Raw genomic sequence first — 13,619 nt, 5'->3', positions numbered from 1 at the left:
AATACCCAATCAAATTTTTAGCAAAAACAAAACCTGCTCCACAACATATTTTAAGCTCGCTTAAAAAAGAAAAAAAACCTCTTTCATTCCTTTTTTTTAATTCAAATAGACAAGAATAGAACGATCGTAAATGGATCTGTAAACTAACTATTCGTAAAAAGATGCTTACATTTACAGCATTATTATTTTTTTAGTGCAAATCACACTTTGTCCCATCTGCATACGAATGCAAATAAGGTCAAGTACAAATAGATAAACTCGTGAGTATAATAGGTCAATACGCAGAACTAAAAGTTGCCAAAATAGTAGATTTTGGTGTCTATCTTGAAGGAGAAGATGAATCATTAATTTTATTACCAACAAGATATGTACCTCTTAAAACCCAATTAGATGATACCATCAAGGTTTTTATCTATCGTGATTCGGAAGATCGAATTATCGCTACAACCTTAAAACCATTTGCAACGGCTGGTCAATTTGCTTATTTGCAAGTTAAAGAGGTTACCAATATTGGAGCATTTCTTGAGTGGGGAATTGCAAAGGACTTATTGGTTCCGTTTAGCGAACAAAAAGACAACATGCAGCTTGGTTATTACTATTTGGTATATATCTATGTTGATAATGCAACTGGTCGTATTGTTGGTACTGCAAAATTAGAACGAGTTCTTCGTGATAAAGAAACATCTTATGAAGAAGGCCAAGAAGTAGAAATATTGATTGGACGAAGAAATGAAATGGGATACCAAGTCTTGATTAACGATGATGCACTTGGAATGCTATATAAGAACGAAATCTTCGAATATGTTCTTCCAGGAGAAAAACGCAAAGCTTTTATCAAAAAAGTACGACTTGATGATAAAATCGATGTTAGTTTACAAAGACAAGGATATCGAAACGAAATACCGCAAGCAGGAGAACAAATCTTAAAACAATTAAGAGAAGAAGATGGATTTCTTCCCGTAAATGACAAAAGTACTCCTGAAGATATTTACAGCTTATTAAACATGAGTAAAAAAAGTTTTAAGAAGGCGGTAGGTTTACTTTACAAACAAAAACTTATCACAATTGAAGATGCTGGTATTTATTTAATCAAATAAATACTTTACAAACAACAACACAACTAACAACATGAGCAATTATTTAAAGCCTTTAATTTTTGCTATGGCATTGCTTGTTTCAACAAGTAGCATAGCTCAAGATAAATCAGACTGGCAGAATGGCGTACCCGAAGGTTGTACCACAATTACAGTTGGTAAAAAAGCAACATTTGATGGATCAGTTATCACATCTCATACAGACGATAGCCACCGTACACGTGCTTGGATGTCAGTTACGCCAGCAAAATCTCACGACAAAAACAGTAAGTTCGAATTGTTCGAGCGTTCAGCATATGATAGCTTGCGTATGCCAACCTATCAGCATAAAAAGATTGGTGAAATCGATCAGGTTGCTAAAACTTACCAATTCTTAAATACAGCTTACCCTTGTATTAACGAAAAACAGTTAGCAATTGGCGAATCAACATTCGGTGGACGTGATGAATTGTATTCTGATAAGTGTTTAATCGATTGCCAAAGACTTCAGCAACTTATGCTTGAGCGCTGTACAACAGCTCGTGAAGCAATTAAGATGGCTGATGATTTATTGACAAAATACGGATGGAGAGACTATGGTGAGTGTTTGACCATTGCCGATAAACAAGAGGTTTGGCATTTTGAAGTTGTTGGTCCTGGTAAAGGTAAAGTGGGTGCTGTTTGGGTAGCTCAACGTGTTCCGGATAATCACATCTCAGTTAATGCCAATGCATCAACTATTAAGGAAATCGATTTGAAGAATAGTGACTACTTTATGGCTTCAGCGAATATCTTTGAAATAGCAAAGGAAAATGGCTGGTGGAAAGATGGAGAAATCTTTAAATGGAATTACGTTTATGCTCCAAAAAGTCGTTTATCATTAGCATCAAGAAGAAGAGAGTGGCGTGTGCTTTCAATGGCAGCTCCTTCACTAGATCTTGATCCTACTGCTAAAGATTACCCATTCTCTGTTAAACCCGATGAAAAGGTGACAATGGATAAATTGGTTGAGATATTTAAGGACTACTATGAAGGTACTCCTTTCAACTTTGTAAAGAATATCAAGCAAGCTGATAAGGATGGTAAAGAAACGATCTCTCCATTTGCCAACCCATTTATGCCTTACGGAATGAATAAACTTTTTGGTGTAAATGGCGGATGGGGTGAACTTGGTGAACGTACTATTGCCCGTTGGTACACCATGTATGCAACCATTATTCAATGTCGTAGCTGGCTACCAGATGATGTAGGTGGAATCGTGTGGTTAGCTCAAGATAATGTTGCGACTTCAGTTTATATTCCTGTGTATGCAGGAACAACTGACTTAGCCCCTTCTTATAAAGTTAAAGCTCGCCGTACGGGTTACACTCGTAAATCAGCATGGTGGGCATTCAACCGTTTAAGCACACTAACTGCTCAGCGTTGGGGTGATATGCGTCACGATGTTGATAAAGTATTTGTTCCATTACAAAAGAAATACTTCGAAGAACAAGCTAAAGTTGACGAGCAATATCTTTCACTTAGCAAGCGTAAGCGTCGTGCTTTCTTAACCAATAGAAGTATTGAGCTTGGAGCGGAAGCTGTTGAAAAAGCATGGGAAATTGGTGATGGACTTTGGTCAGATTATGACGAGAAGTTTTAATCTTCATAAGAATATAAAAAGTGAGAGTAGTCATTATGGCTACTCTTTTTTTTGTCTTATCATCAACACAATCACCTATTTATTATTCTAAAAACATTAATACTATCTTTGTAGCGGATTTTAAAATCTTTTTATCTGCAAAACATGAAGAAAGGAATTATTATTGGAGGTGGAATTGCTGGTTTAACTGCAGCAATAGCGATGGAGCAAGCTGGAATTGATTTTACCGTTTACGAAGCTGCTCCTGAATTGAAGCCCTATGGCGCTGGCATTTGGATGGCACCTAATGCCATGCAAGTATTTGACAAGCTAGGTGTAAAGCAAGCTGTTAAAAATGCTGGCATTGAGTTGGAAAAGGTAGATATAACTGATGAGAATTTGAATTTAATTCATGGTTTAAACCTGAAGAAAATTAAAGCCAAATTTGGCTCATCAATTGTAGCTGTTCATCGAGCCAGACTTCAACAAGTTCTTTATTCCTTTGTAAATCCTGACAAGGTAATTCTAAACAAAGCACTGGTTTCTTTAGAAGAAAAGGATGGAAAAGTTGTTCTACATTTTGCAGATGAGACTATTATTGAAGCAGATTTTGTAATAGGTGCAGATGGAGTCAATTCAAGGGTTCGCCAACAGATTATGCCTGAAATTCATTTACGATATTCTGGTCAGACGTGTTGGAGAGGTTTGGTTACGCATACGCTTCCAGATCAATGGAAAAATGCAACTCTTGAACTTTGGGGCAACCAATTGCGTTTTGGGTTAGCCGAAATGGCCGATGAACAAATCTATTGGTTTGCTGTTAAAACATCTCCTGAGAATGGAGTTGATGAAACCAAAGACATAAAAAGCTATCTGAAAGAAGAATTTAAAGACTTTAAAGGTCCAGTTCAAGAACTGATAGAAGCAACACCTCATTTCATGATTCGAAGAACCGATTTACATGATTTACCAGGGGCAAAAAAATGGCATCAATCAAAAATTTGTTTGATTGGTGATGCTGCTCATGCTGCAACGCCCAATTTAGGTCAAGGTGGAGCTCAAGCCGTCGAAGATGCTTACACATTGGTTCAAGAATTACATCTAAGCCAAACTCCTGAATATGCATTTGATTCCTTTCAGAAAAAAAGGTACAACAAAGTAAAACGGATCATTTTCGGCTCTTATTGGATTGGAATTGTTGCACACTGGAAATATTTTAAGGGAATTCGAAATTTCTTCCTACGAAATACTCCTTCATTTATTGAAGAAAGCCAACTAAATAGTATTTATCGTATTGATGATTAAATGAATTGGCATCTGAACAAAAAAGGTTCTAAATTGTTAATCAATTAAAATAGAAACATTATGAAAAAAGTATTTACAATTATAGCCTTATCCGTTTTTGTAGCATTTACAGCAATAGCACAGGACGGAATTCATCAATTTACGGTAAAAGCAATTGATGGTACGAACTTCAACTTTGCTGATTTAAAAGGGAAAAAAGTGATGGTAGTGAACACTGCTTCCAAATGTGGATTAACTCCTCAATACGAATTATTAGAAGCTTTGTACAAAGAATACCAAGATCAAGACTTTGTAATTGTAGGCTTCCCAGCCAACAATTTCTTAAAACAAGAACCTGGAACAGATCAAGAAATTAAAGATTTTTGCAGCAAAAATTATGGTGTTACTTTTCCTATGATGTCAAAAATATCAGTAAAAGGAGATGATATGCATCCCTTGTATACTTGGCTCACACAAAAATCTGAAAATGGAACAATAGATTCTAAAGTAAAATGGAACTTTCAGAAATATTTGATTGACGAAAACGGAAAATTGATAGATGTACTATCACCTAGAGACAAACCAAATAGTGAAAAAGTAATTTCGTGGTTGAATAAATAAAACATTACAAAAAAAAGAGATACGAATCGTATCTCTTTCACTTATCGTTAGGCTTAAAACCTATTTGTTGTCGAGGTATTAAATTATCTTGTTTTTCTATTAGTTCATCAAGGTAAGTAAACACCAATTCGATATTTTTGTCCTGACTTTCAAGTTTCTTTTTAATTTCATCAATTTCTAATTTCACACTCAAACTATCTGTTAAGGTTTCTCTAGTCCTAGTAAAGATCCTCATTATTTGGATATTTACTAAGATTGCTCTATCACTATTTAGAATACCAGATAACATAGCAACACCTTGTTCTGTAAAAGCGTAAGGTAAGCTTCTTGTACCTCCCCAACTTGATGTTCCAAATTGGAATTTCAAGTTCTCAAATTCATTTTTCGTTAATTGAAACATAAAATCTTCAGGGAAACGTCTGATATTTCTTTTAACAGCTTTATTTAGATTTCCTGTTAATACACCATAAAGTTCTGCTAAATCTTTATCTAACATCACCTTCACATTTCTAATAAAATATATCTTACTACTTACAATCTCATCAGATAACATTAGGTTGTTTTCGAGTTCTTTTGTCATTATCTTAGTTTTATGATTACTAAAGTAATGATTTTTATTTAAGCCTAAAATTAATTTTATTTCTTTCTCTCCAACTCTTTAAGATTATCCATTTTCTTCTTACTCAAGAAAGAATAAATATCTCCAAGATGCTCTTTTACTTTTTTATTGCCAAACTCGTATACTTTTTCAGCCAAACCATCAAGGAAATCACGATCGTGAGAAACCAAAATCAGTGTACCATCAAATTCTTGTAAAGCTGTCTTTAAAATATCCTTAGTTTTTAGATCCAAGTGATTGGTTGGCTCATCGAGAATTAGCAAGTTTACTGGTTCTAATAGAAGCTTTATCATCGCTAAACGAGTACGCTCACCTCCTGATAGAACTTTTACTTTCTTAGTTGAATTATCACCTCCAAACATGAAGGCTCCCAACATATCTTTAATCTTAGTTCTAATATCCCCTACTGCAACATCATCAATTGTTTGAAAAACAGTTAAGTTTTCATCCAACAATGAAGCCTGGTTTTGAGCGAAGTAACCAATCATTGTATTATGCCCTAAGGTCAATTCTCCATCATAATCGATCTCATCCATTATAGCTTTCACCAAAGTCGATTTTCCTTCACCGTTTCGACCAACAAAGGCTACTTTCTCTCCACGTTCAATCGTAAATTTAGCATCAGAAAAAACTAAATTATCACTATACGTTTTGCCTAAACCATCAGCAATAACAGGGTAATTACCAGATCGAGGTGATGGTGGGAATTTCAAACGTAAAGCTGATGTATCTTCTTCATCAATCTCAACGATTTCCATTTTTTCTAGCATTTTCTCTCGAGAAGAAACTTGATTGGTTTTAGAATATGTCCCCTTAAAACGGTCAATGAAAGCTTGATTGTCTGCTATTATTTTTTGCTGCTCTTCGTATGCTTTTTGCTGATGAAGACGTCTGTCTTTTCTTAATTCCAGATACTCTGAATATTTTGCCTTATAATCGTAAATACGCCCCATAGTCACTTCTATGGTTCGTGTTGTAATATTATCTACAAAGGCACGGTCGTGGGAAATAACGATAACCGCCTTACCTGAATTCATTAGAAAGTTTTCAAGCCATTGAATAGATTCAATATCCAAATGGTTGGTAGGCTCATCGAGAAGAATTAGGTCTGGTTGACGTAATAGAATTTTTGCTAATTCGATACGCATTCTCCAACCTCCACTAAACTCAGAAGTTGGACGAGTAAAATCCTCGCGTTTAAATCCAAGTCCTAAAAGTGTTTTCTCAACCTCAGCATCGTAGTTAATCTCCTCTATGGAATAAAACACTTCACTTAAAGCCGAAACACGTTCTATCAACTGATAATACTCTTCAGATTCGTAATCAGTTCGTGAAGCCATCTCCAAATTGATCTCCTCAATCTCTTTCTCCATTTCAAAGATCTTTGAAAAAGCCTGAGAAGCCTCCTCAAATACGGTACGAGTATTATCGGTCATCAAATGCTGAGGTAGGTAAGCAATTACAGCATCTTTAGGAGCTCCAATTCGTCCACGAGTAGGTTTATCTGCCCCTGCAATAATCTTCAGCAAAGTTGATTTACCAGCACCATTTTTACCCATAAGGGCAATCCTGTCCTTCTCGTTTATTACAAAGGAAATATCTTTAAATAAGGTAGTGCCACCAAACTCTACCGCCAAACCATCTACATTAATCATCTCAATAATTTAAGTGAGCCGCAAAGATAATCACTTTCAGGAAATCTGAAATTTACTTTTCACTATATCGTAAGAATATTCCATAAGCACTATCTATATGCAGACTAATTCTATAATATTTAATTCTTTTATGTTCCATATAAATTGATTATCTTATGATATCTTAGTTTAAAAGTAGCATATGACTCAACATAATATCAACAAGGAAAAATTCTCACAAAAGGCAATTACACAGCCTTTTATAATTGCCATACTAGTAATCATACTAATATTCTTCATTACATTCACTTATATTAATATACGAAGCACAAAAGAAATAACAGAAAATCAAATTCAACAAATTGAAAAACTGGTCATTCAATCAAAGAAAGATTATATTCAAACTGCTGTAAACAGAACAATTCAGCACATTAAGCTTGAAGAGGCACGCTTATTAGAAGAACTAAAAAAGAATAATCCTAAAATTACTAGCAAGGACACACTATTCCTTAAACAATTAAAAAGACGTTGCGCAAGTCACATTAGGAATATTACTTTAAAAGATTCTGGTTACATCTGGGTAAACGAAATTTTAAACTACAATGGTGGTGATAATTATGCAATTCGTAAAGTGCATCCAAACCTGCCCGAAACAGAAGGTCTTTATCTTTCTACAAAGATAAAAGACAGAAAGGGAAATTCACCATATCTAACTGAACTGGATGGAATTAAACAAGATGGTCAATTATTTTTTAAGTATTGGTTTAAAAAACCACAATCAAACCAGATTTCACAAAAACTAACCTATGCTAAATTGTATAAAAAGTTTGACTGGATTATAGCTACAGGAGTTTATTTAGATGATGTAGAAAGTATTATCACAACAGAAATCGAAAAAGGGAAAAATGTTGCAAATCGGCAAATTGTTCTTAGCATTTTTATGATTGTTCTATCATTAATATTAGCATTAATAACTTTACTAATATTTAAAACTAGAATAAAAAAAACCGTTCAATATTATATTAGCCAAGTAAATCACAATGAAAAATCACTTAGCGAATTCAATGAAAACTTAGAAAAACTAGTTGAAGAACGAACCTCCCAACTTAATGAGAGTGAACAAAGATATAAAGCTCTATTCAAAAAAAATCAGTCGGTAATGATGCTTATTGATCCATCCAACGGCAAAATTGTTGATGCAAATCAGGCCGCAATTGATTTTTATGGCTATTCTTTTAAGATCATCACCTCAATGAAAATAAATCAAATCAATACCAATTCAGATGCTGATATTAAAAATGCAATCATAAAAACAACTACAAGTAATAAGTCTTACTTTACTTTCAAACATCAGCTTGCAAGTGGTGAATTACGAGATGTGGAAGTATACTCTGAAATGCTATTCGTAAATAGAAAAGAAGTTTTATTTTCTATTATTCATGACATATCAGATATAAAACGAACACAACAGGAATTATTAGAAGCAAAGAAAAAAGCAGAGGAAAGTGACAAATTAAAGACTGCTTTCCTTGCCAATATGAGTCACGAAATTAGAACTCCAATGAATGCTATTTTAGGTTTTTCTGGATTATTAGCTAGTCCTGCCAATTCTCCAGAAAAAACGAAACGCTTTATTGAAATTATTTCAAATGCAGGAGAACAGTTGATGACTATTATCAACGATATTGTTGATATTTCAAAAATTGAATCGAATCAATTAAACATTTCTCTATCGAAAATTTCAGTTAATAAAACCTTGATTAATATTTTTGATGTCTTAAAGAAAAATGCAATAGAAAGAGAAAAATACAATATTGAGTTAAAGCTTCACCTCCCTAAAAACGATCAAGATTATATTATCGAAACTGATGAAATAAGATTCATACAAATCTGCAACAACCTACTAAACAATTCCTTAAAATTTACAGACAAAGGAATTATTGAATTTGGTTATCGGAAACTAAGTAATGATGCAAAATCACATTTAGAATTCTACGTTAGAGATACTGGTTGTGGTATTCCAAAAGAAAAATTTGATGTTATTTTTGATCGTTTCGCTCAGGTTGCAGATGAAACTTTTCGTGAAGGAAATGGCTTAGGACTGAGCATTACAAAGGGTTTAATTTCCCTTCTTGGTGGCAAAATAAAACTTGAATCGACAGTTAATGTTGGTACTACCTTCTATTTTACCATTCCTTTAGAAGATACAAGTACTCCTGAACCAACACAAAATATAATGTTTGAAGAAAAAGAAGAATATGACTTCTCTGGCACTAAAATCATTATAGCGGAGGACGACTTAACGAGTTTCTCTTTCTTAAATGAAGTATTACTTCATACAAATGCAATTATTCAACATGTATACAACGGGGCAGAATTATTAAAATCTTTAGAGAATAATAGTCCAGATATTATTCTTTTGGACATTAACATGCCAGTTATGAATGGCTATCAAGCAATTAAAGAAATTCGTAAAACAGATAAAGATTTAATAGTTATAGCTCAGACAGCTTACGCCATGCAGGAAGAAAAAGAACGCATTTTAAATGCAGGTTGTGATGACTACATATCTAAACCAATTAAGAAAAAAGATCTTTATAAAATTCTATCCAAACACATTTATCAAGAATAAAATCTGTAAAATAAATCATTACTTTTTTTTCACAGCCAAATTTTCCAAAACCCATTTATTAGTTACGCTCTTAGGTCTAATTATTGGCTGTCCTAATCCTTGTGCAAGTATATTTTGAGCACAAAAACCCATCACCCTTGAAACGCCAAACAAAACCGTGTAATAATCGAACTGCTTCAATCCAAAATGGTGAAGAAGAGAACCAGACATCGCATCAACATTCGGATATGGGTTTGCAATTTTCCCTTCTTTGTAATTCTTTAAAATATCTGGAACTACTGAAAATAACTTCTTAGCAATCTTAAAACAACTACTATTTGAACAATTCTCTTCTCCGAATTTCATAAATGCCGTAAAACGTGGATCTGTAACTCTCAATACAGCATGACCATATCCTGGAATCACCTTTCCAGAATCTAAAACATCAAGAACATAAGCTTTTAATTCCTCTTCACTCACCTGATCAGAAAGCTGCTCATCTATTTTTAATATAAATTGCAAACATTCTTGATTAGCCAAACCATGCAAAGGACCTGCTAAGCCATTTAATCCAGCAGATACTGCATAATATAAATCAGACAAGGCAGAATTCACTACCCGAGAAGTAAAGGCACTCACATTTCCTCCTTCATGATCACAATGCAATACTAAATACAAACGCATTAAATCTGCAAAACTTTTATCTCCATCGGGTATGCCCAGCATGTGAACTAAATTACCCGACCAATCAAGCTTAGAATCATGAGCAATTAAAACACCGTTTCCAAATCGAATGCGATAAATCCCCGCGGCTAAAGAAGGTAGTTTCGCAAGAATATTTAAGGCATCTTCGAGCGTGTACTTCCAGTAATTTCTTTTTTCAATACCTTTTTGATATTCCCGCTTAAATACAGATTCATTTTCCATACTTAAAATCCCAAGACTCAACATTGTCATTGGATGTGTATCTCTGGGTAGGTTTCGCAATACATCCCAGACATACTGTGGTACCTGAGCACGTTGATTTAAATCATTCTGAAATTCTGCTAGAGATTCCGCCTCAGGAAATTTCCCAGTACTCAGCAGAAAAAAAATTTCTTCTGGTAATTTATGCGAAAAATTATCTGTAGTGTAATCACCAATATGCAGCCCAGAGTATGGATCAACATAAGACGTATTGCATGCTAAGGCCACCACACCTCTCATACCACCATAAATTTGTCCAATATTAACTTCTGAAACTTTGGTATTTCGCCCTGCAGTAAAAATACAATCTATTTCTTCCTGTAATTCAATCAAATGATCATGAATTCCTTCTTTTATACTCGACATATCAACCAACTTAAATCGTTACAACACAAATCAAGAATAGTGCGTAGAATTGCACTTTATAGGGACAAGAGGAATGTATATAAGTTACGAAAATTTGCTCAATCTTTTCTATTAATTGTATTATATAGAATCTAGCTCTAGCAGATTCCAAAACAAGATTGTCGGCTATTTTACAATTGAATAGGTTAAATATGAACTTATTTAAATAAGTAAATTAAAATAACTAACTTTTCGATAGATTATTATTGATAGATCAACAACAAAATTAAAATTCACCACATGGAAAAAAGAAATAAAATTATTTATTGGATTGCTACAGGCTTATTGTCAGCTATGATGTTGATGTCAGCGTCAATGTACATTTTTAATTATGAGATGGTGAGTCAAACTTTTCTAAGCTTGGGTTTCCCTACATTCGTAATCTATCCTTTAGCCATAGCTAAACTATTAGGCTTACTTGCCATTTGGAGCAACAAATCGAAACTTTTAAAAGAATGGGCCTATGCCGGATTCTTCTTCGATTTTGTGCTTGCATTAAGTGCCCATATGGTAGTACAGGATGGACAATCGGGTATGGCTATTGCTGCAATTGCATTGCTAATTGTATCGCGCATTTACGATGCTAAAATAAAGCATTAATATTTTCTAGAACATAAAAAAGCATCCCAATAAGGGATGCTTAAACCAAGCTTTATTGCTTTAATTATTTCACTGCTACAACTAAATATTTTGATGCCTTCCAAAACTCATCTGGGTTTAAGATGGTAATTGCTTCAATTTCTTTTTCAGTTCCTTCGAAACGGTATGAATCGCTTGGGTGAGATGTTACCAAACTTACCTTTTTACCTGAAACAGGAATAGAAGTTGTTTGTGTAATATCAATTGTATTAAAGTTTTCAGGATTGATTTTTTGGTTCAATTTATTTGTTGCTCCAATTCCTAATAATCCACCTGAAGAAGTTACAACTTCTCTAGTTTTTAATTCCTTAATATCACCAATAACGTAATGAGCTGTATGCAAATCAGTTATTTGCTCTTCAATTGTTTGAGCTTTGCTATCATTCTCTGTGTTCAAAGCAACAACGGTCCCATTTAATTCTGTTACCTGACCATTCAAATTATCAACTTCAACACTTAATTGTGCAATTTGCTCTGAAAGTGCGTTAATTGAAACATCTTTCTCATCAATCTGCGTTTTTAAACTAGCAACTAATTTCTTCAATTTAGAGTTTTGGTACCAGCTATTCTTCAACTTCTTATCAAGGTTTTCTAATTTAGCCTTGTTCTCTTCAAGTAAGTCTCTAACCAAACCTAAATCTGTTACAATTTGTTCTTTCTGACCAAGAGTAGGATTTTCACTTGCGCTCACAGAAATAATCTGCTCTTTCTCTTTAATAATTGCCAAATTTGCAGCAATAACATCAAATGATTCTACAAAATCATCAATGGTTGAATCTTTCTCCTGTGCCATTTGCGTTAACTGAACATTTTGCTCACGCAACTGCTTTAATTCTTTCTGGTTACAAGCTGTAAATAGTGGTAATACCAATAGTGCAAATACTAACTTTCTCATAATTCTTAATTTTTAACAAGTTTACATCAATTCAAATTCACAGATAGATATGAGAAATCTGTGCCAGAAATACAGAAAGAAACAAAAGAAACACAAGAAGACACTGCAACACGGCTAACAATCAATAAATTACAAACCCCTTAATAAAAATCTAAGAATTACACATGTTCATTTCCAAACAAAATAGTGGGGAATCTTTCCCCCATATTGTAGAATCTAATTCTACAAACAAAAAGTGCCTGCAAAATTGCAGGCACGAGGGGCACTTTCATAAAAGCATGAAAGCTATCGGTTATTTTTTGTTCCAAATTAAAGCTGCGGCACCTAAAACTGCAGCATTATCTTTAATCCCCGAAGGCATTACTTTAATTTTCCCTTTGTAAATTGCTAAGAGTTGCTCTTCCAAGGTTTCTTCAACTGGTTTAAACAGAATATCACCTGCTTTAGTTAAACCTCCAAATAAAAAGATAGCCTCTGGACTTGTAACAGCAACTACATTTGCCAACACTTCCCCCAAAATAGTCGCAGTATAAGTGAAAGTTTCTTTTGCAACCTCATCACCTCTGTTAGCTGCTTCAGCCACCATTTTCGCAGTAAGATTATTAAAAGGAATATCTCTCAATTCACTATCTCCCGTATGCCTTGCCAATAATTTATAAACCGATCTTTTTACACCAGTTGCAGAAACATAGGTTTCTAAACAGCCTTTACGACCACAGCCACACTCACGTCCGCTCTTTCGAACAATCATGTGTCCTACTTCACCTGCAAATCCATCATGTCCATGAAGAATATCACCATTCACAAAAATACCACTACCAAGACCTGTTCCAAGCGTAATAACCAAAAAATTATTCATATTTCGAGCAGCTCCAAATACCTTTTCTCCCATGGCAGCAGCATTAGCATCGTTGGTTATATACACGGGTACATCCAATCGTTTCTTCACAAGAGAAACAAAAGGGATCCTCCCTTTCCAACGTAAATTCGCTGCATCTTCGATAGTTCCCGTATAATAACATGCATTAGGCGCACCTATACCTATCCCAACAATATCAAGTTCTTCTAGCGAATTCTCAATTTCTTTTTCAACATGCTTAAATAACTCATCCAAATAATCATTAATATCGTGGTGTTTTTGTGTTGGAATGCTTCCTGTCAATAAACATTTACCTTCTTTATCTATAAAACCAAAAACCGTATTGGTTCCTCCTATATCAATTCCTAATGCAACTTCCTTCATTTGATTAA

At 34.1% G+C, this 13,619-nt stretch carries 11 protein-coding genes; 6 read left to right on the top strand and 5 right to left on the bottom strand.

The genetic code is table 11. The features are described from left to right. The first annotated feature begins 260 nt into the window (after positions 1 to 260). The 4 genes from L3049_RS15535 to L3049_RS15520 all read left to right on the top strand — a co-directional run bounded on the left by L3049_RS15535 (position 261) and on the right by L3049_RS15520 (position 4,599). Entirely contained in the window at positions 261 to 1,097 is an 837-nt protein-coding gene (locus L3049_RS15535) for a CvfB family protein (RefSeq protein ID WP_275110736.1), read from the top strand. Between the two features lie 31 nt (positions 1,098 to 1,128). Further along, the gene (locus L3049_RS15530; protein ID WP_275110735.1) at positions 1,129 to 2,715 is read left to right on the top strand and encodes a dipeptidase; all 1,587 of its coding nucleotides are present in this window, start codon (positions 1,129 to 1,131) and stop codon (positions 2,713 to 2,715) included. Between the two features lie 144 nt (positions 2,716 to 2,859). Continuing rightward, a complete protein-coding gene (locus L3049_RS15525; protein WP_275110734.1) occupies positions 2,860 to 3,999 on the top strand; it encodes an FAD-dependent monooxygenase in 1,140 nt (379 codons plus the stop codon). Positions 4,000 to 4,059: 60 nt separating this feature from the next. Next, positions 4,060 to 4,599 carry a glutathione peroxidase gene (locus L3049_RS15520; RefSeq protein ID WP_275110733.1) on the top strand — a complete coding sequence of 180 codons (540 nt, stop codon included), beginning with the start codon at positions 4,060 to 4,062 and terminating at the stop codon, positions 4,597 to 4,599. Between the two features lie 37 nt (positions 4,600 to 4,636). Here the strand turns inward: L3049_RS15520 and L3049_RS15515 are convergent, their stop codons facing one another. Together L3049_RS15515 and L3049_RS15510 are read right to left on the bottom strand one after the other, a co-directional pair. Further along, complete coding sequence (locus L3049_RS15515) at positions 4,637 to 5,179, bottom strand: ORF6N domain-containing protein (protein ID WP_275110732.1); 543 nt, start codon at positions 5,177 to 5,179, stop codon at positions 4,637 to 4,639. Between the two features lie 56 nt (positions 5,180 to 5,235). Further along, entirely contained in the window at positions 5,236 to 6,873 is a 1,638-nt protein-coding gene (locus L3049_RS15510; protein ID WP_275110731.1) for an ABC-F family ATP-binding cassette domain-containing protein, read from the bottom strand. Positions 6,874 to 7,054: 181 nt separating this feature from the next. On the opposite strand from L3049_RS15510, the gene L3049_RS15505 reads away from it, so the two are divergent. Further along, positions 7,055 to 9,484, top strand: coding sequence for a response regulator (locus tag L3049_RS15505; RefSeq protein WP_275110730.1), 2,430 nt, complete (start codon positions 7,055 to 7,057; stop codon positions 9,482 to 9,484). An 18-nt stretch (positions 9,485 to 9,502) separates the two neighbouring features. Here the strand turns inward: L3049_RS15505 and L3049_RS15500 are convergent, their stop codons facing one another. Continuing rightward, a complete protein-coding gene (locus tag L3049_RS15500; protein ID WP_275110729.1) occupies positions 9,503 to 10,795 on the bottom strand; it encodes a citrate (Si)-synthase in 1,293 nt (430 codons plus the stop codon). Positions 10,796 to 11,074: 279 nt separating this feature from the next. On the opposite strand from L3049_RS15500, the gene L3049_RS15495 reads away from it, so the two are divergent. Continuing rightward, complete coding sequence (locus tag L3049_RS15495; protein WP_275110728.1) at positions 11,075 to 11,434, top strand: DoxX family protein; 360 nt, start codon at positions 11,075 to 11,077, stop codon at positions 11,432 to 11,434. A 64-nt stretch (positions 11,435 to 11,498) separates the two neighbouring features. Here L3049_RS15495 and L3049_RS15490 read toward each other — a convergent pair whose 3' ends face one another. Both L3049_RS15490 and L3049_RS15485 read right to left on the bottom strand, forming a co-directional pair. Next, positions 11,499 to 12,368, bottom strand: a complete 870-nt coding sequence (locus L3049_RS15490) for a Cbp1 family collagen-binding glycoprotein adhesin (RefSeq protein ID WP_275110727.1) — start codon at positions 12,366 to 12,368, stop codon at positions 11,499 to 11,501. A gap of 292 nt (positions 12,369 to 12,660) precedes the next feature. Continuing rightward, positions 12,661 to 13,611 (bottom strand): ROK family protein, encoded by a 951-nt coding sequence (locus tag L3049_RS15485; protein WP_275110726.1) that lies wholly within the window; start codon positions 13,609 to 13,611, stop codon positions 12,661 to 12,663. Positions 13,612 to 13,619: the final 8 nt, after the last annotated feature.

Source organism: Labilibaculum sp. DW002 (genome assembly GCF_029029525.1).
GTDB classification, from domain to species: Bacteria; Bacteroidota; Bacteroidia; order Bacteroidales; family Marinifilaceae; genus Paralabilibaculum; species Paralabilibaculum antarcticum.
This window is presented reverse-complemented; position numbering and strand designations above follow the sequence as displayed.